We start from the raw sequence: 16,065 nt of genomic DNA on the forward strand, positions 1-16,065 counted from the left end.
CCTGGATGTTCGATGACTACCGATACCGCCCTATCCGCCGCCTCGCCTGGCGACACCCGCCCCACCTCCATCCTGGCCGCTCCGTATCGCGCGGCGACGCTGGGCATGGTGGCGCTGGTGTCGCTCAACGCCTTCGAATCGCTGGCGGTGGCCGCCGCCATGCCCACCGTTGCGCGCGCATTGAACGGCCTGCCACTGTACGCGCTGGCATTTGGCGGCACCTTGGCGACCAGTGTGGTCGGCATGACGGCTGCCGGGCGCTGGAGCGACCGTCGCGGCCCGGGTGGCGCGCTGGCTTACGGCCTGCTGTGCTTCGTGATCGGCCTGCTGGTGGCGGGGCTGGCACCGAGCATGCCCGTGCTGATTGCCGGGCGCCTGCTGCAGGGCCTGGGCGCCGGCGCGTATTCGGTGGCGCTGTACGTGATCGTCGGGCGCCTGTATCCGGACGCCTTGCGGCCGCGCGTGTTTGCCGCGTTTTCGGCCGGCTGGGTGGTGCCCTCGTTGATCGGGCCGGGCATCAGCGGGTTGATCGTGCAGCACGTGGGCTGGCGCTGGGTGTTCCTGTCGGTGCCGCTGCTGGCGATCCCGGCCGGGTTGATGCTGTGGCCGGCGATCCGCGGGCGCAGCTGGTCGAGCGACACCACCGGCGCATCGCATTCTGAGTTGCGCTGGGCGATCGGTGCGGCCCTGGGTGTGCTCGGCGTGTATCTGGGCGGGCAGCTGCACGGCCCGGTCGCGTTGCTGGCGATGCTGCCGGCACTGCTGCTCAGCGTGTGCTGCGCCTGGCGTCTGTTGCCGACCGGCACGCTGCGGCTTGCGCGTGGCCTGCCCAGCGTGATCGCGCTGCGCGGTATCGCAGCGGCGGCCTTCTTCGGGTTCGAGGCGTTCCTGCCGTTGCTGCTGTCACGCGAACGTGGCCTGTCGCCGCTGCTGGCCGGCGTGGCGCTGAGCGTCGGTGCGCTGGGCTGGTTCAGTGGCTCCTGGTACCAGGGCCATAGCCGCGCCGGCTGGTCGCGCCCACGCCTGCTCAAGACCGGTGCGTGCTTCATGTCGCTGGGCATCGTGATCAGCGCAGGTGCGGTGTGGCCGGTCATCCCGGTGCCGGTGGCGATTGCCGGCTGGGCGCTGACCGGCCTGGGCATGGGCCTGCTGTATCCGAGCCTGTCGGTGTTGACGTTGTCGCTGTCGCCGCCGGCGCAGCAAGGCGCCAACAGTTCGGCGCTGCAGTTGAGCGAGGCGATCGCGGTGGCCGGCATGCTGGCTCTGGCCGGCGCGCTGTTTGCCGCGCTGCTGGCCTCCGCGACCTCGGCCGCGTACCTGAGCGTGTTCGCCCTGGCGTGGCTGCTCGCCGTGGCGGGCTTTTTCGTGGCGCGGCGGGTGTGATGGCTGCGCGGTGTGCGCAAGCTGTCGCCGCAGGCGAGCACTGGTCGCAAGCGCAGGCGCATCGCGGTCGGTCGCTGCGTATCGCGCGCCTTGCCTGCACCGCACGTGCGCCCTGCACGATTCGCATGCTCAGCACCGCGCGTTGGCAGGGCGCACTGCAGGCCAGCGCATCGCAGCGATCGGGGCGCACGCGACTTTGCCGATCCTGCCGGGATCGCTGCGATAGCGAGCGAAACACCCGGCCCGCGAACGGCTGGTCATTTTTTCACCACACATCTTGACAGCATTGCAGGCCGGGGCCTGCGCCCACTTGTCCACAGCCTTGTGCAACTTCCATCCACAGGGGGTGTGGAAAACCTGTGCTGCCCGGCAGGCCGCGCGGGGCTTGCGTGCCATCGCGGCGTGTGTCAGGCGGTGCGAAGCGGCAGTTGCGCCGTGCAGCGCGACACGGGCGTCCGACACAGCTATCCCCCGAGACGAACCCTACTCATCACCGGAGGCAAGGCGATCGCGCCACACGGCACCGCCACCTCGCAGTGGCGACGCACACCCTTTGCTGCGTCAGTCCACGATCACGTGCGGTACGAAGCGCGAGGTGTCGCGGGTGATCGGGCCATCGTCGTCGCGCATGCCCAGCCCGGCAGGACGATCGGCCACCACCCAGCTGCCGACCAGGGCGTGCCGGCCATCGAATACCGGCAACGGATGGTGCGCCTGCAGGATCGCCGGCCCGTCCACATACGGGCCGTCTGTGTGCGCCGCCTCTCCCTGTGCGCTGACCAGGGAAATATTGGCACCCTCGCGCGACAGCAGCGGCTTGCGTACCCAGCCTGCCGTCGGTGCCTGGCCGGTTTGCGCAAAGCGCGCCGGCAGCAGATTGGGATGGCCCTGATGCCGCTCCCACAACAGCGGCAGGATGCCCTTGTTGCTCAGCACCGATTTCCATGCCGGCTCGATCAGGCGCACACGGTTGGCAATCAATGCCGGCCCGAAGCGTTCTTCCATCATGAATTCCAGCGGGTAGAGCTTGAACAGCGTGTGGATCACCCGGTCCTGCTCATCGGTGAACCAGCCATCGGCGCTCAGGCCGATGTCCTCGATGGCCACTTCCTCGGTGCTGATGCCCACCTGGTGTGCGCAGTCGCGCAGGTAGCGCACCGTGGCGCGGTCTTCCAGCGAGTCGCGCACCGCGGAAAAATGCATCTGCGCGCCGAGCGCGCCATCGGCCGCCAACGCGCCCAGGGTTTCGCACAGCAGGTCCTGGATCAGGTTGTACTGATCGGTGCCCTTGGGCAACGCACCGGCGGCAATCTGCTGTTCCAGCCACAGCCACTGGAAATACGCCGATTCGTACAGCGAGGTCGGCGTGTCGTAATTGAGCTCGTACAACTTGGCCGGGCCGTTGCCGGCATAGGCCAGGTCCATGCGGCCGTACAGATGCGGGTCGCGGTCCTTCCACGAGGTGGCGATCCAGTCCCAGTAGAACGGCGGAATCGCCAGCTGTGTCATCAGCTGTTCCGAGCCCACCACCTCGTCCACCAACTGCATCGCCATGTCGTGCAGTTCCTGCGTGGGCGCCTCGATGTCGTCCTCGATCTGCCGCAGCGTAAACGCGTAGTACGCGCTTTCGTCCCAGTAGCGCTCGCCGTCGATGGTGTGGAAATGGAAACCGAGCGATTCGGCCTGTTCGCGCCAGTCCGGGCGCTCGGCGATTGCGATCCGTTGCATGTCAGCCGCCGTACCCGGAGCTGCGCCCGCCGCTGCCGAACGAACTGCGCGCGGCCGCACTGGAGCCGAAACCCGAGCGCGACACGGTGATTGCACGCGACGGCATGTCGATGGCGCCGCTGCGCCCGCGCACGGTGCCGACGCGGTTGCTGGCCAGATCGCCATTGGGCTTGTAGTACCCGCCGCTGCGGTAATCGCGGTACAGCGGCATCGCGCCGCCATAGCGGTAACCGCCACCACCGGTCATGTTGCCCAACGCGTAACCCAGCAGGAACCCGCCCATCGGCGGGATCCAGCTCTGCTGGCCCTGCGCCGTCTGCACCGCGGTGCAACTGCCGAACTGCTCGTCGCACTCGTAGCGCGTACTGAAGCGCGGCGCGGCCTGCTGATGCTTGGCCACCGCCTCGTCATAGGCCTTGAGGCATTGCTGGATGTCGGTCTGTTCCTGCTTGATCTGGTAGCAGTCGGAGGCCGACTGCAGTACCACCCCGGTCTCCGGTTCGGAACCGCAGCCGGTGACGAGGGCGGCCGGCAATGCGGCCATCAGGGTGAGCTTGAGGTTGCGTGATCGCTTCATGCCTGCGCTCCGTTACGGCGTGATCGCCGCGGCATTGATCAGCCCGACCGCGATCGACACGCCGGCCGAGAAGATGCCGGCGGCGGTAACGTTGTCGGTGATCTGCCGCGAGATGCGCCCGGCCACCAGGTTGGCCAGCAGGTACGCCACGATCTGGATGCCGCAGGCGACCGCGCCCCAGATCAGCGCATCGACCAGGCTCACCGAGTGGGTGATGGCCGAATGCAGCGGCAATGCCACACCGATCAGGTTGCCGGCCAGGGCGGTGGCCGCCGCCACGTTGCCCTGCCGCAGCAGGGTGAAGTCCTTGTGCGGGGTGACCAGGGTCACCAGCACCACCGCCACGATCAACACGCCCAGGCCGGTGCCGAAGTAGGAAAGAAACGCGAGAAAACTCTGCAGGTTGATCGGGTTCATGACAGGACCAGGGTAAGTGGAGGACGAGCGCGCACGCTCAGGTGATATCCAGATCGGCAACGGTGACATCGATGCCGACCGCATAGGTGACGCAGAATTCATTGGGGCCGGAATCCTCGCCGGTGACCAGCAGGAATTCCTCGCGCTGCAACTCCGGCACATCGCGGCTGTAGAGCATGGCGTAGTGGGTGAGATCGCCATCGCGGCGCGGCGGCTGATAGCGGTACAGCACCTCGTCGTAGGCGATCGGCGGAATCCGCGCGGCATCGTCGGTGGACTGCGTGGCGCGTTGCCAGCGCTTGCCGGCGTAGTCGATCTGCGCCGCACCCAGATGCGGATGCTGCATCACGAACTCCTGAAACGCCTGCTTGCTGGGCGGATTGACCGTCTCGCAATACACGAAGGCCTTCATCGCCTCCAGATCGCCGCCCACGGTGGTGACCTGCAGGAACGCGTCATCGTCCAGGTAGAACCGATGCAGGGAATAGCCATCGCCCAGATTGACGTGGCCGTAGCACGGAATGCCTTGATGCCCGCCCGGCAACTCGGCGGTCATGGCCTCCGGTGCCATGCGGTACAACGTGGTATCGATCTCCAGCTGCCCGCCCACGCGCAGCCCCAGCGGCAACGCGTGACCGATGGCGCCAGTGCCGGAGCTGGGCAACGGCGGCGGTTGTGGTTGACCGAACAACTTGCTGAAAAAACTCATCGTCATGCACCTTGTGGCGATGGGGAACGGGACACGGCCGCAGTGCGCAGGGCCTGCCATGCGATGGCAGACACGGGCACGCGCTGCTCGGCCAGGTAATACAGCATGGCACCGGCCGGCACGGCGGTGTGTGCGGGCGGGTTCAAGCGCAGCGCGCCATCGGGCGCGCGCAGGCCCAGCAGCAGGGCGCCACGCTGGCTGAAATCGGCGGCCAGCACGCGGTACTCCAGCGGATCGACATCCGCAGGAACCGCCAGGCTGAACTGGGTCGGACCATCGTCCACCGACAGCAGCTCGGCGGTGATCGCCGCGCTGCCCGGGTCCTGCGCAGCGCGCGCCAGGATCTCGGCAGTCATCGGCCGTGTGCATTCGATCGCCGGATAGTGGCAACCGACCAGCCGCGCCGCGCTGGCCGAAGCGAAGTGCGCCACGATGTGCGCACGCGGCGCATGCGCCATCAGCGCGAACACCGCCGCCAGGGTCTGGTCGTCCGAGGGCGGGTTGACGATCACCCGCGCCGCACCCGCGATGCCCGCACGCAGGTAGACCTCGGTGTGCGTGTACGACTCGGCGGCGATGAAGCGCATGTGGTCGGGCATCGGGTTCTCGGCCACGCCCTCGGCGATCAGTACCACGCCTTCGTCGTCGGTGGCGGTGTCGGACAGCAGCAGCTCCAGCAAGCGCGTGGACGCGGCGCCCTGCCAGCCGATCAGGATGGTGTGCCCGCGCAGATCGGCGTAAGCCATCTTGCCCATGTGGTGGCGCCTCCAGAAGGTGATGAGCACGCCGCTGGTCTTGGCCAGCACCGTGGCAAACAGTGCCACTGCGCCCGGCATCAACACGAATGCGGCAATGTAGCGCCCGGCCACCGAGCCCGGCGACAGGTCGCCATAGCCGATGGTGGTGGCCGTGGTCATGTAGTAATACGGGAACGCGTCCAGGCCGACGAGCGTGTGCTCGCCGGCCAGCAGCAGCAATACCCAGCTCAGCCCCATGTGCGCCAGCAATGCCAGCGCCACCATGCCCCAGCTGACGCGGCGCACGTGGCGCCGCACCACCCGCAACAGCTTTCCGACGATGATCATGGCGCGTCCTGTGCCGTGCGGCCGGTCAGCTGTCGCTGCGCGGAACCTGCTGCACGTCGCGCACCTGGCCGATCAGCGGCGCGCTGCCGCCGGCGCTGTCGTGGCCGAGCTGGGCCGGCTTCTTGAAACGTGCCAGCACTGCGGCGGCGTTGGATTCGCCCTCCATCAGGCCGGCCGCAGCCAGGCGCCGGTTCAGATCGCCATCGCCGCTGGATGCTTCCAGCTCTTCGGCCGATTCGATGCGTGCGGAGGTTTCGGCCTGACGCGCCTTGATCCGCTCCAGCGATTCCAGCGCCGAGCCCATCTTGCTGCTGGCGCCGGAATGGCGCGCGGCAATCGCCGCCTGCGCCTTCTGCACTGCGTCGGTGGCCTTGACCGTGTCGATCTGCTGGCGCATGCCGCGCAGCTGGTTCTCGGTCTTCTGGATGGTGGCCTTGAGCGTCACCACCGACTGGTCCAGCGATGTCTTGGAGGCCTTGTCGCCGGCATCCTCGCTTTCCAGCGCGGCCAGTTTGGTCGCCACATCGTGGGCCAGCGATTCGTCGCCCTTGGCCAGCGCACCTTCGATATAGCGCGTGTATTCGGCCATCTTGCCGGCGCGCGCGTCGATCTTCTGCTGGGCGAGTTTGCTCTGGGCCATCAGCTTGGTCAGCTCTTCGCGCGAACGCGTGAGCTGGGCGCCGGCATCGCGCATTTCCTGGTCCAGGATGCGCAGCGCGTTGGCGTCGACCGCCTTCTGGCCGGTTTCGTGTGCAGTGCCACGCAGCAGCGTGATCAGCTTTGAAAAGATACTCATGACAACACGCCTTTAGGAAAAGAACGGCTTGAGAGATTCGGCGGCATCCAGCGTATTGGCCGCCAGGGTCTGGATTTCCTCGTCGATCTGGTCCAGCGTGGACGACGCCGACAGTTCGCCGAAGACCACGTAGCTATCCTTGCCGTCGACCTGCACCAGGCCCAGGTTGGACAAGGGATTGAGCGGGTTGAGCCGCAGGCAAGCGTCGTTGAACGCCGCGCGGTCGCTGACCTGGTCGGCGTTGGCCAGCAATGTGGAAACGAACACCTGCGAGCCGGAGGCGGCGACCTGGATCTGCATGTCGCCGTGGTCGGCCAGGGTGAGGTTGATGGCCGGTTCCAGCCCATCGATCAGCTCGACCTCGATCGGCTGGTCGCGGTAGCGCTCGGCCAGCAGGCCGTGCAATTCGACAGTGGTGTACTGCGTCATACGATGTCCTGTCCTTTGGTCATGCGGCGGTGGTGAAGCAACTGCGGTGATGGAGCTGCGGTGATGCAGCAACATGCGTGCAATGGGCGGACATACTACAGACTGTCCGCGACCGGCAGAAAGGGCCGGACGTCAGCCGGTCAGGCCAGCTGCAGGCGGTAGTAGACCACCCGTTCAGTTGGCTCGAAGCCGCACGCCGCATGCGCCGCCTGGGCGCCGCCGTCGTCCAGCTGCGCATCGGAGGCCAGCTCCGTGCAACCCCGATCCCGCGTCCACTCCACTGCCGCTGCCACCAGCGCGCGACCGAGCCCGCGACCGCGCCAGGCCGGACTCACATACCAGCCTTCCAGAAAACCCACCGGCGTGCTTTCGGTGCCATTGACGTAGTCGTGGCGCACCGACACCTCGGCAAACCCGAGCGCCGCATCTGCATCGTCCACCACCAGCAGATGGCTGGCGTCTGCACGCGCCAGCGCGGCCTGCAGTTCGGCGACGCCATCGTCGGCAACGCTGTCCTCGGCATCGGGCCACAAGGCCAGGCGCAGGGCCAGCAAGGCCTGCACATCGGCACCGACCGCCGCGCGCACCCGCCACCTGGCCGGCGTGCTCACGGATACAGCATCCGTTTGCTCCAGTGGCTGGCCGCATCGGCCTCGTACCGCCAGCGCTCGTGCAGGCGGAACCTGGCGCCGTACCAGAACTCGAACGCCTGCGGCACCACCCGGAACCCGCCCCAGCCATCCGGGCGCGGCACCTCGCGGCCTTCGAAGGTGGCTTCCACCTTGGCGATGGCCGCGTCGAACTCCTCGCGCGAGCCCAGCGTCTGCGACTGCAGCGAGGCCCAGGCACCGATCTGGCTCATGCGCGGGCGCGAGGCGAAGTAGGCATCGGCCTCCTCTGCACCGACCAGCTGCACGCCGCCTTCGATGCGCACCTGGATGCCGGCCTCGCGCAGGCTGCGCCACAGGAACAGCAGCGCGGCCTGCGGATGGGTCTGCAGGTCGCGGCCCTTGGCGCTGTCCAGATGGGTGTAGAACACGAACCCGCGCGCATCAAAGGCCTTGAGCAAGACGGTGCGTGCGCTCGGCCGGCCGTCGACGCTGGCGGTGGCCACGGTCATTGCGCTGGCTTCGAGCTCGGCGCCGGCGTGCGCCTCGGCGTACAGCGCGGTAAAGGTGGCAAGGGCTTCTGCATACAGATCGGTCATGACGGTGCAAGGGCAGCAAGATTGGCGCCTATTGTGGGCGCATCGCGCCTGCTTCGCCTATGTGCGGCAGCCGACAGCGGCGTGCCCGCCGCCAGGGCTGCGGCCGACCCCGGCAAGGCACGTCGGGGGCGTGTTTCCCGGCGTCTTCGCGCCACTGACGCCTGGCCGCCAGGCGCTCGCCACGCGGAGCGCGCCGCCGATCCATCGCCAGCCATGGCTGCGGTCGATCTCCCCCCAGCGGGGTGTCGAAGCTGCGGCGCGCAGCCGACGCGCGCCCGCGGAAATGGTTTCAGTCCATGCCGACCGGCCCGATGCACGGGCCTGAATGCTACGATCCCTGCGCATGAACCCCGCTCCCAATCTCGTGATGGTCGGCCCGATGGGCGCCGGAAAAAGCTGCATCGGCCGCCGCCTAGCCGAGCGCTTCGGGCTGGAGTTCGTCGATGTGGATCAGGCCATCGTAGAGCAGGTCGGCAGCAGCATCCCGGCCATTTTCGAACAGCACGGCGAAGCGCGATTCCGGCAGCACGAGGTCCAGACCCTGCAGACGCTGCTGAAGCAGGACAACAAGCTCATTTCCACCGGCGGTGGCGCGGTACTGGACCCGCTCAACCGCCAGCGCATCCGCGCGCGTGGGTTCGTGGTGTACCTGCACGTCAGCGTGCCGGCACAGCTCACCCGGCTGGCACGCGACCGCAACCGGCCGCTGTTGCAACGCGCCGACCGCGAGCAGGTGCTGCACGCGATGGCCGCGCAGCGCACCCCGCTGTACCAGGAGGTCGCCGACCTCAGCCTGGAAACCGATCACTTCTCCCCCGCCGAGGCCACCGCGCAGCTGGTGCTGCGCCTGGCCGCGCAATGGCGCATGTCGAGTACCCCCGCATGACACTCCCCCGTTCTTCGCGCAGCGTCGATGTCGACGGCGCGCAGCCGTACACCATCACCATCGCGCCCGGCCTGCTGGCCGACGGCGCACGCCTGGCCAGCCATGTGCGCGGCCGCCACGTGCTGCTGCTCAGCGACTCGCAGGTGGCCCCGCATTACGCCGCCGGGGTGCGCAAGGCCCTGTTGCAGGCGCGCCCGGACCTGCAGCTGGGCGAGCTGGTGATCGCTGCCGGCGAAGCCTCCAAGACACTGGACAATTTCGGTGCCGCGATTGCGGCGTTGGCCGAACTGGGCGCCACCCGCGACGCCTGCGTGTTCGCGCTGGGCGGCGGCGTGGTCGGCGACCTGGCCGGGTTCGCGGCGGCCTGCTGGATGCGCGGGGTGGACTGCGTGCAACTGCCCACCAGCCTGCTGGCAATGGTGGATTCCTCGGTTGGCGGCAAGACCGCGGTGGACATCCCGCAGGGCAAGAACCTGGTTGGCGCGTTCCATCCGCCGCGCGCGGTGATCGCCGATACCGACACCTTGCACACCCTGCCCGCGCGCGAGCTGCGCGCCGGGCTGGCCGAGGTGATCAAGTACGGCGCCATCCGCGACCCGCTGTTCTTCCAGTGGCTGCATGCCGAACGCCGGGCGCTGCTGGAGGGCGATGCCGACGCCCTCGCACAGGCGATCGCACGCAGTTGCGAGCACAAGGCCGACATCGTGGCGCGCGATCCGCTGGAAAAGGGCGAGCGTGCGCTACTCAACCTGGGCCACACCTTCGGCCATGCGATCGAGACCGAACAAGGTTACGGCGCGCCCGGCAACGACAACCTCAACCATGGCGAAGCAGTCGCGGTGGGCATGGTGCTGGCCGCGCGGCTGTCGGCTGCGCTGGGCATGAGCGATGCACAGGACACCGAGGCGCTGCGCGCCCTGCTGCGCGACTTCGACCTGCCCACCGACATTCCGGCCGGCCTGTCGCCACAGGCCCTGCTGGGGCGCATGCGGCTGGACAAGAAGAACATCGCCGGCCGCCTGCGGCTGGTGTTGTGGCGCGGCATCGGCAAGGCCGAGGTGGTGCCCGACGTCGACGAGGCAGCAGTGCTGGACATCCTCGCGGGCTGAGGCCGGCCGGCACGCACGGAACGCTGGATGGCCGCGCCCCGCTGCCGTCGACCGCCCCCACCTTCAGCTCTTCGTAGGAGCGCCCCCGGGCGCGATGGGGCCTTCCCGATAAATCCCCATCGCGCCCAGGGGCGCTCCTACGCAATGCCTGCCTGCCGATCGCCTGCGCAGATGAGGCGGAACGTCGCCCACGCAGGAGCCTGGTGGCACGCGCGGCCCTTGCCGGCGGGTGAGGCCGGCCAGACACGCAATGCTGGACAGCCGCACCCAGCTGCCGTCGGTCGCACGACCCTTAGCTCTTCGTAGGAGCGCCCCCGGGCGCGATGGGGACTTCCCGATAAATCCCCATCGCGCCCAGGTGCGCTCCTACGCAGTGCCTGCCTGCCGATCGCCTGCACGGACCAAGCAGAGCGCCCATCCGCCACCGCGCCGCCCGCCTTTCACCAGCGCGGCGGAGAGCCGCCACTCGACGCGCCGGCCGGCGGACATCCACCGCGCCGATTGCCACCGCTGCCCACTGGACCTTCGCACCCGGAGCAACCCGGCGCGCCCACTGCCTCCCAGCCTTCAGCACCGCCCGGCTACAATCGGCGCCATGCGCATCCACTTGCAACACGATCCTGGCGGCAACGCGCCGCTTCGCTACGTCCAGCTGACCCTGCAACCGGATCTGTTCGGCGGCTGGGAGCTGCTGCGCGAGAGCGGCGAGATCGGTGGACGCTCGCAGTTGCGACGCGACCAATACCTGCTGCAGGACGAAGCGGACCGGGCCTTCGACAAGGCGCGCGACACCCACCTCAAACGCGGCTTCCAACTCATCACCGGCGGCGCCGACGCGCCGCTTTGAGGACATCTCTCCCCATGCTCAAGAACGATCGCCTGCTGCGCGCCCTCAACCGCCAGCCCGTGGACCGCACCCCCGTTTGGTTGATGCGCCAGGCCGGCCGCTACCTGCCGGAATACCGCGCCACCCGCGCGCGCGCCGGCAGTTTCCTGGGCATGGCCAAGAACCCCGAGATCGCCTGCGAAGTGACGCTGCAACCGCTGCAACGCTTCCCGCTGGACGCGGCGATCCTGTTCTCCGACATCCTGACCATTCCCGATGCGATGGGCCTGGAGCTGTACTTCGTCGAAGGCGAAGGCCCCAAGTTCCGCCACCCGGTGCGCGATGCGGCCGCGATCCATCGGCTGGGCGTACCGGACATGGAAACCGAGCTGCGTTACGTGATGGATGCGGTGCGCCTGATCCGCCGTGAGCTCGATGGTGCGGTGCCGCTGATCGGCTTCTCCGGCAGCCCGTGGACGCTGGCCTGCTACATGATCGAAGGCGGCGGCAGCAAGGAATACGCGCGCATCAAGGCCATGGCGTTCAATGCGCCGGAGGTGCTGCATCACCTGCTTGGCACCGTCACCGATGCGGTGATCGCCTACCTGTCGGCGCAACGCGCGGCCGGCGCGCAGGCACTGCAGGTATTCGACACCTGGGGCGGGGTGCTGTCGCCGGCGATGTACCGCGAGTTTTCGCTGCCCTACCTCACCCGCATCGCGCGCGAGCTGGAACGCGGCGACGGTGCCGAGCGCACCCCGCTGGTGTTGTTCGGCAAGGGCAACGGTGCCTACGTCAGCGAGCTGGCGGCCAGCGGCGCCGAAGCGGTAGGCGTGGACTGGACCATCGCGCTGGCCGACGCCGCCCAGCGCGCCGGCGGCCGCGTCGCGCTGCAGGGCAACCTGGACCCGGCCACCCTGTACGGCTCGCCCGAGGCGATCCGCGCCGAAGTCGGCAAGACCCTGGACAGCTACGCCCAGGGCAACGGCGGCTCGCGCGAAGGCCATGTCTTCAACCTCGGCCACGGCATGTCGCCGGATATGAATCCGGAGCACGTGGGCGTGCTGGTGGACGCGGTGCAGACGCTGAGCAAGCGCTAAAGCCAAGACACGGGTCGACAGCGCACCGGTGTGCTGTCGACCGCCGCTCAGCGCGCACCCGAGCAGCGCGCGCTGAGCGTGATGACGGGCGGTGGCTGCATCGGCAATAGATCGGCAGCACCGCCGATACTTATGGGATGCTGCCAGGCCGCCCCAGGCACGCGGCACGGTGACGAAGGCAGTCTTCAGCGATAGCAAGGCCAGCCTCCATGCCGTCACCCACATCAAGCCTGCATCCACTCCAAACACGGCCCTCCCGCCTCGTTCCGTTGCACGTGATCTCGCCACTCCAGTGATGTGCGGCAGTGAGCGCCCTGCCGACGTCACTGCGACGTGATGCGCGCCGAGCTCAACCGCAACGCGATCAATCATCCACGCGCGTGGGCTCCGGTTTCGCAAGGCACCGACAGCGTACCGGCTGCCCATTAACTTGCCGCAGAGAATCGCCAAGCGGACGCGAGCTTTGCTGCCTTTGCGTCAGGAGCAGCCTGTGCTCGCCTGTTCTGCATGGTCCTTCTGTAACTGCCTTTGCGATTCACCACGACATTCCCCGCACGCCGTTCCAAAACGCGTCTTTACATCGCATACCGCTCTAAAGCGGATCGGGCTTCACGTCGATAAGCCCGGCATTGCCGTCGTTTAAACCAATTTTCCCGGACCAAGGAGATTTACTGTTTCTCCACGGTGATGCGGTGCCACTGCAACACATCTCCGGACAGGCAGGCCGCCTGCCGAACCTCGACATCGTCACGTTTTTTCAAGCGCTTCACTCATTCGAGAAATAGGGAGAAAAGCATGGCATTTCCAACCGCCGTCAACGACCAGATCACCGACTCCGTCACCCAAGCCAACACCAAGGTACTGGGCGACGCCCCGGCCATCGCCATGGGCAATCTGTACCAGGCCACCGCGCAGGCGCTGGCCAATGCCGCCCACAACGCGACCAACGCACAGCAGCAGAGCTACGTCACCGCACAGTCGGCCACCACCATGGGCGTGGCCACGCTCTACTCCATCGACACCGCCACCACCGGCGTAGCCACCAAGCAGATTCTAAGCACCGGCGTGCCCGGACTCGTGTCGCGCTAACTCACATCTTTAGGAGAAGAAAATGGCATTTCCGACCGCCGTCAATAACCAGATCACCGATTCCGTTACCCAGGTCAATACCAAGGTGCTGGGCGACGCTCCCGCCATCGCCATGGGCAACCTGTATCAGGCCACCGCGCAGGCGCTGGCCAATGCCGCCCACAACGCGACCAACGCGCAGCAGCAGAGCTACGTCACTGCGCAATCGGCCACCACCATGGGCGTGGCCACCCTGTACTCGATCGACACCGCCAGTACCGGCGTGGTCACCAAGCAGATCCTGGGCGTCTGACGGCCCGGCTAACGCCAAGGACATTCGCCAATGGCATTTCCCACCGCCGTCAACGACCAGATCACCGACTCGGTCACCCAGGCCAACCTGCAGGTACTGGGAAGCTCCCCTGCCGCAGCCATGGGCAATCTGTACCAGGCCACCGCGCAGGCGCTGGCGAACGCGGCACACAACGCAACACTCGCGCAACAACAGATGTATGTCACCGCACAGGCAGCAACCACCATGGGCGTTTCGCTGCTGTATTCGCTCGATACCGGCGCCACGGGTGCCGCCACCAAGAAGATGTTCGGCTAACCGCTAACGCCGCAGCGTCTTCGTTCTTTTCCTACCTCAAGGAGCTATCACCATGGCCTTTCCGACCGCCGTCAACAGCCAGATCACCGATTCCGTTTCCCAGGTCAACACCAAGGTCCTCGGCGATGCGCCGGCGATTGCAATGGGCAACCTGTTCGTTGCCACCAGCCAGGCGCTGTCCAACGCCGCCCACAACGCCACCAACAATCAGCAGCAGTCCTACGTGACGATGCAGGCGTCGACGACTCAGGGCGTGTCCACGCTGTATTCGATCGATACCGCGTCCGATGGTGTCGCCACCCGGGAAATCCTCAGCGCCGGGTTGACTTAAGCGGCCACCAGGCGTCGCTGCTGCCGCACGGGCGGCGCCTGGTTCGATACGCGAAGCCTTTGCAACCACCACGCAGTTCGCTGGCCGAATCGAGAAAGGACGCCTCATGCTGCAACTACGTCATATCCCTACGTCCAACACCCTGGATGTCGCCGTCAGACTGATCCGGGGCCGCACCATCGTGGCGACATTCGCGCCGCATCAAAAGGCAGTGATCAACGTCGAGTTCGACGGCATCCTGCCTGTGATTCCCGGAGCGCAGCCGTTGGTCTATCGCCAGAAGCTGGGCAACATGATCGACGTGCCGCAGGGCAATTTTGCATTCCTGGAACGCGTGCCCGATGGCGTGGCCTTGCAGTACGCGTGCAGACACGAACCACAGAACACCGTGCTGTTCTCCGCGTCGGCTGGCGTTGAACAGCGCAGGCCGTCGTTGGCCTAGGACACTGATGCCAGTGCCCCGTCATGGAGCCAAGCGCGCAGGTCGCAAGCGTCGCCAGCCTGATCGGTACCGCCGCTACAGGTGCAGCGATGGCGATCGGCCAGGCGCCGGCCTTCGCGATGGGGGCGACCTATCTGGCGCTGTCGGATTCCATCGCGCTCGCAATGGAAAACGCGGTCGCCAACCAGCAGCGCGGACAGGTGCTCGCCGATGCAGCTCTCACTCAAATCCTTGCCTTAATCATCCAGAAGGGAGCGACTTCGTCATGATCGACGACAGTAGCGTGAACAGCCAGATCGTCGATGCGGTGAGCAGCATCGTGACGCTGACCACCGGTCAGGCACCCGCACAGGCGCTCGGCATGCTCGATGCCGTGATGCTGGAGACGCTGGGCATGGCAATGCACAACGCCGTCAATCGGCAGCAAGGCGCCGGCATGATCAATGCAGCAGCGATCACCGCCGCCTGCGCCAAGATGATCTCGGCACCGTTCCCGGTTCCGCCGCCACCACCGCCTGCACCACCCGGACCACCACCGACGGTCGCGCCATTGCCAGGTCCTCCCCCCGTACCGCCCCCGCCTGCAGCGCTCATCGCCGCCGCCGCGGCAGAAGCCAAGGTGGCCGTCGACGTGCTGAAGACGCAAGCACAAGGCGCCTCGGCAGATGCCGCGACCGCAACCGCCGACCTCATGGAAGTGCATGCGCTGAGCGTACCGCCGCCCCTGCCCGCCACTCCCCCCGCTTCCGGTGCCGGCCTCGATCATGCTGCCACTTCTGATGCTCCTGCTGCTGCAGCCACAACTTCACCCGCAGCTGCAGCTACAGGCTCACCCCCTGTCGCTGCTGCATCTGCACCTGCTGCTCCTGTTGCACCTGCATCTGCATCTAGCTCTGCACCTGCACCTGCGCCGCCTGCTCAGTCATAGGGCGTCCGCAGAGATGAGGTCAGCCCCCCCTACCACCAGGCCTCATTGAAAGGCGGCCGATCATTCCATGGGAACCAAGATGGAACCGACAAAGGTCAATGCGCAGGTCATCGATGTCATCAACCAGGTGCAGCTGGCGACCATGAGCCCGCAGGTCGTGCTGACCAGCGGAGCCGGCAAAGCCTACCAATCGGTGGCGCAGTCCACCGCCATTGCGGTGCAGGACGCCACCGACGCGCTACGCAATGTCTCCACGATCGCCACCACCGCCGTCGGCGTGGCGATGGCGCAGTACCTGGCCACCGGCGACGCGAAGTACGTCACCGCACTCACCCAGGCGCAGGCACTGATGCAGGGCGCCACCGACGACTTCGCCAGGATCGGTTCGGCGGCCGGCCTGGTGCTGAAAAATTTTCCCGCCGGTTGAATCCACA

The 16,065-nt window shown here is 67.1% G+C and carries 22 protein-coding genes; 13 read left to right on the forward strand and 9 right to left on the reverse strand.

The features are described from left to right. Window positions 1-12 precede the first annotated feature (12 nt). Complete coding sequence (locus H7A86_RS14505; RefSeq protein WP_119131175.1) at window positions 13-1,383, forward strand: MFS transporter; 1,371 nt, start codon at window positions 13-15, stop codon at window positions 1,381-1,383. Between the two features lie 561 nt (window positions 1,384-1,944). Here H7A86_RS14505 and H7A86_RS14510 read toward each other — a convergent pair. The 9 genes from H7A86_RS14510 to pdxH form a co-directional block, all read right to left on the reverse strand. Continuing rightward, window positions 1,945-3,111 (reverse strand): glutathionylspermidine synthase family protein, encoded by a 1,167-nt coding sequence (locus H7A86_RS14510; protein WP_119131173.1) that lies wholly within the window; start codon window positions 3,109-3,111, stop codon window positions 1,945-1,947. Window position 3,112: 1 nt separating this feature from the next. After that, window positions 3,113-3,688: a DUF1190 domain-containing protein gene (locus H7A86_RS14515; RefSeq protein WP_104583026.1), complete on the reverse strand. Its 576-nt coding sequence runs from the start codon at window positions 3,686-3,688 to the stop codon at window positions 3,113-3,115. A gap of 12 nt (window positions 3,689-3,700) precedes the next feature. Next, the gene (locus H7A86_RS14520; protein WP_047126964.1) at window positions 3,701-4,105 is read right to left on the reverse strand and encodes a DUF350 domain-containing protein; all 405 of its coding nucleotides are present in this window, start codon (window positions 4,103-4,105) and stop codon (window positions 3,701-3,703) included. Between the two features lie 37 nt (window positions 4,106-4,142). After that, window positions 4,143-4,820: a YjfK family protein gene (locus tag H7A86_RS14525; protein ID WP_164739157.1), complete on the reverse strand. Its 678-nt coding sequence runs from the start codon at window positions 4,818-4,820 to the stop codon at window positions 4,143-4,145. Further along, window positions 4,817-5,899, reverse strand: coding sequence for a potassium channel family protein (locus H7A86_RS14530; protein WP_119131172.1), 1,083 nt, complete (start codon window positions 5,897-5,899; stop codon window positions 4,817-4,819). The genes H7A86_RS14525 and H7A86_RS14530 overlap by 4 nt, the downstream gene beginning before the upstream one ends. Before the next feature lie 25 nt (window positions 5,900-5,924). Beyond that, on the reverse strand, window positions 5,925-6,695 hold the full coding sequence (locus H7A86_RS14535; RefSeq protein WP_104583023.1) for a PspA/IM30 family protein: 771 nt from the start codon (window positions 6,693-6,695) through the stop codon (window positions 5,925-5,927). Between the two features lie 12 nt (window positions 6,696-6,707). After that, on the reverse strand, window positions 6,708-7,124 hold the full coding sequence (locus tag H7A86_RS14540; protein ID WP_005995044.1) for a YjfI family protein: 417 nt from the start codon (window positions 7,122-7,124) through the stop codon (window positions 6,708-6,710). A gap of 140 nt (window positions 7,125-7,264) precedes the next feature. Next, the gene (gene aac(6') / locus H7A86_RS14545) at window positions 7,265-7,735 is read right to left on the reverse strand and encodes an aminoglycoside 6'-N-acetyltransferase (RefSeq protein ID WP_119131171.1); all 471 of its coding nucleotides are present in this window, start codon (window positions 7,733-7,735) and stop codon (window positions 7,265-7,267) included. Then, window positions 7,732-8,331 carry a pyridoxamine 5'-phosphate oxidase gene (gene pdxH, locus H7A86_RS14550; RefSeq protein ID WP_104583021.1) on the reverse strand — a complete coding sequence of 200 codons (600 nt, stop codon included), beginning with the start codon at window positions 8,329-8,331 and terminating at the stop codon, window positions 7,732-7,734. Before pdxH ends, aac(6') begins: the two co-directional genes overlap by 4 nt. A 343-nt stretch (window positions 8,332-8,674) precedes the next feature. On the opposite strand from pdxH, the gene H7A86_RS14555 reads away from it, so the two are divergent. From H7A86_RS14555 to H7A86_RS14610, 12 genes are all read left to right on the forward strand, one after another. Further along, window positions 8,675-9,217 (forward strand): shikimate kinase, encoded by a 543-nt coding sequence (locus tag H7A86_RS14555; RefSeq protein WP_119131170.1) that lies wholly within the window; start codon window positions 8,675-8,677, stop codon window positions 9,215-9,217. Then, on the forward strand, window positions 9,214-10,326 hold the full coding sequence (gene aroB / locus H7A86_RS14560) for a 3-dehydroquinate synthase (RefSeq protein ID WP_119131169.1): 1,113 nt from the start codon (window positions 9,214-9,216) through the stop codon (window positions 10,324-10,326). Before H7A86_RS14555 ends, aroB begins: the two co-directional genes overlap by 4 nt. 595 nt (window positions 10,327-10,921) lie before the next feature. Beyond that, window positions 10,922-11,173 (forward strand): WGR domain-containing protein, encoded by a 252-nt coding sequence (locus H7A86_RS14565; RefSeq protein WP_104533988.1) that lies wholly within the window; start codon window positions 10,922-10,924, stop codon window positions 11,171-11,173. 14 nt (window positions 11,174-11,187) lie between these two features. Beyond that, window positions 11,188-12,252, forward strand: coding sequence for a uroporphyrinogen decarboxylase (gene hemE, locus H7A86_RS14570; RefSeq protein ID WP_104569691.1), 1,065 nt, complete (start codon window positions 11,188-11,190; stop codon window positions 12,250-12,252). Window positions 12,253-13,047: 795 nt separating this feature from the next. Continuing rightward, the gene (locus H7A86_RS14575; protein WP_011051975.1) at window positions 13,048-13,341 is read left to right on the forward strand and encodes a RebB family R body protein; all 294 of its coding nucleotides are present in this window, start codon (window positions 13,048-13,050) and stop codon (window positions 13,339-13,341) included. A 22-nt stretch (window positions 13,342-13,363) separates the two neighbouring features. Next, window positions 13,364-13,633: a RebB family R body protein gene (locus H7A86_RS14580; RefSeq protein ID WP_011051976.1), complete on the forward strand. Its 270-nt coding sequence runs from the start codon at window positions 13,364-13,366 to the stop codon at window positions 13,631-13,633. A gap of 30 nt (window positions 13,634-13,663) precedes the next feature. Then, the gene (locus tag H7A86_RS14585; protein ID WP_011051977.1) at window positions 13,664-13,930 is read left to right on the forward strand and encodes a RebB family R body protein; all 267 of its coding nucleotides are present in this window, start codon (window positions 13,664-13,666) and stop codon (window positions 13,928-13,930) included. A gap of 52 nt (window positions 13,931-13,982) precedes the next feature. After that, complete coding sequence (locus tag H7A86_RS14590; RefSeq protein WP_011051978.1) at window positions 13,983-14,261, forward strand: RebB family R body protein; 279 nt, start codon at window positions 13,983-13,985, stop codon at window positions 14,259-14,261. Between the two features lie 106 nt (window positions 14,262-14,367). Beyond that, window positions 14,368-14,703 (forward strand): hypothetical protein, encoded by a 336-nt coding sequence (locus H7A86_RS14595; protein WP_119131168.1) that lies wholly within the window; start codon window positions 14,368-14,370, stop codon window positions 14,701-14,703. An 89-nt stretch (window positions 14,704-14,792) separates the two neighbouring features. Then, complete coding sequence (locus H7A86_RS14600) at window positions 14,793-14,972, forward strand: RebB family R body protein (RefSeq protein WP_043931546.1); 180 nt, start codon at window positions 14,793-14,795, stop codon at window positions 14,970-14,972. Then, window positions 14,969-15,631, forward strand: coding sequence for a RebB family R body protein (locus H7A86_RS14605; protein ID WP_119131167.1), 663 nt, complete (start codon window positions 14,969-14,971; stop codon window positions 15,629-15,631). The genes H7A86_RS14600 and H7A86_RS14605 overlap by 4 nt, the downstream gene beginning before the upstream one ends. 79 nt (window positions 15,632-15,710) lie before the next feature. Then, window positions 15,711-16,058 (forward strand): hypothetical protein, encoded by a 348-nt coding sequence (locus H7A86_RS14610; RefSeq protein WP_104583135.1) that lies wholly within the window; start codon window positions 15,711-15,713, stop codon window positions 16,056-16,058. Window positions 16,059-16,065 lie beyond the last annotated feature (7 nt).

It is taken from the genome of Xanthomonas euroxanthea, assembly GCF_903989455.1.
GTDB classification, from domain to species: domain Bacteria; phylum Pseudomonadota; class Gammaproteobacteria; order Xanthomonadales; family Xanthomonadaceae; genus Xanthomonas; species Xanthomonas euroxanthea.

What these genes read in the sequence shown, in the direction of transcription:
- H7A86_RS14535 (WP_104583023.1), bottom strand. Translation starts at nt 6,695, where the DNA reads ATGAGTATCTTTTCAAAGCTGATCACGCTGCTGCGTGGCACTGCACAC.
- H7A86_RS14610 (WP_104583135.1), top strand. Translation starts at nt 15,711, where the DNA reads ATGGAACCGACAAAGGTCAATGCGCAGGTCATCGATGTCATCAACCAG.
- H7A86_RS14575 (WP_011051975.1), top strand. Translation starts at nt 13,048, where the DNA reads ATGGCATTTCCAACCGCCGTCAACGACCAGATCACCGACTCCGTCACC.
- H7A86_RS14540 (WP_005995044.1), bottom strand. Translation starts at nt 7,124, where the DNA reads ATGACGCAGTACACCACTGTCGAATTGCACGGCCTGCTGGCCGAGCGC.
- H7A86_RS14510 (WP_119131173.1), bottom strand. Translation starts at nt 3,111, where the DNA reads ATGCAACGGATCGCAATCGCCGAGCGCCCGGACTGGCGCGAACAGGCC.
- H7A86_RS14515 (WP_104583026.1), bottom strand. Translation starts at nt 3,688, where the DNA reads ATGAAGCGATCACGCAACCTCAAGCTCACCCTGATGGCCGCATTGCCG.
- H7A86_RS14505 (WP_119131175.1), top strand. Translation starts at nt 13, where the DNA reads ATGACTACCGATACCGCCCTATCCGCCGCCTCGCCTGGCGACACCCGC.
- H7A86_RS14520 (WP_047126964.1), bottom strand. Translation starts at nt 4,105, where the DNA reads ATGAACCCGATCAACCTGCAGAGTTTTCTCGCGTTTCTTTCCTACTTC.
- aroB (WP_119131169.1), top strand. Translation starts at nt 9,214, where the DNA reads ATGACACTCCCCCGTTCTTCGCGCAGCGTCGATGTCGACGGCGCGCAG.
- H7A86_RS14605 (WP_119131167.1), top strand. Translation starts at nt 14,969, where the DNA reads ATGATCGACGACAGTAGCGTGAACAGCCAGATCGTCGATGCGGTGAGC.
- pdxH (WP_104583021.1), bottom strand. Translation starts at nt 8,331, where the DNA reads ATGACCGATCTGTATGCAGAAGCCCTTGCCACCTTTACCGCGCTGTAC.
- H7A86_RS14555 (WP_119131170.1), top strand. Translation starts at nt 8,675, where the DNA reads ATGAACCCCGCTCCCAATCTCGTGATGGTCGGCCCGATGGGCGCCGGA.
- H7A86_RS14590 (WP_011051978.1), top strand. Translation starts at nt 13,983, where the DNA reads ATGGCCTTTCCGACCGCCGTCAACAGCCAGATCACCGATTCCGTTTCC.
- hemE (WP_104569691.1), top strand. Translation starts at nt 11,188, where the DNA reads ATGCTCAAGAACGATCGCCTGCTGCGCGCCCTCAACCGCCAGCCCGTG.
- H7A86_RS14600 (WP_043931546.1), top strand. Translation starts at nt 14,793, where the DNA reads ATGGCGATCGGCCAGGCGCCGGCCTTCGCGATGGGGGCGACCTATCTG.
- H7A86_RS14595 (WP_119131168.1), top strand. Translation starts at nt 14,368, where the DNA reads ATGCTGCAACTACGTCATATCCCTACGTCCAACACCCTGGATGTCGCC.
- H7A86_RS14585 (WP_011051977.1), top strand. Translation starts at nt 13,664, where the DNA reads ATGGCATTTCCCACCGCCGTCAACGACCAGATCACCGACTCGGTCACC.
- H7A86_RS14525 (WP_164739157.1), bottom strand. Translation starts at nt 4,820, where the DNA reads ATGACGATGAGTTTTTTCAGCAAGTTGTTCGGTCAACCACAACCGCCG.
- H7A86_RS14565 (WP_104533988.1), top strand. Translation starts at nt 10,922, where the DNA reads ATGCGCATCCACTTGCAACACGATCCTGGCGGCAACGCGCCGCTTCGC.
- H7A86_RS14580 (WP_011051976.1), top strand. Translation starts at nt 13,364, where the DNA reads ATGGCATTTCCGACCGCCGTCAATAACCAGATCACCGATTCCGTTACC.
- H7A86_RS14530 (WP_119131172.1), bottom strand. Translation starts at nt 5,899, where the DNA reads ATGATCATCGTCGGAAAGCTGTTGCGGGTGGTGCGGCGCCACGTGCGC.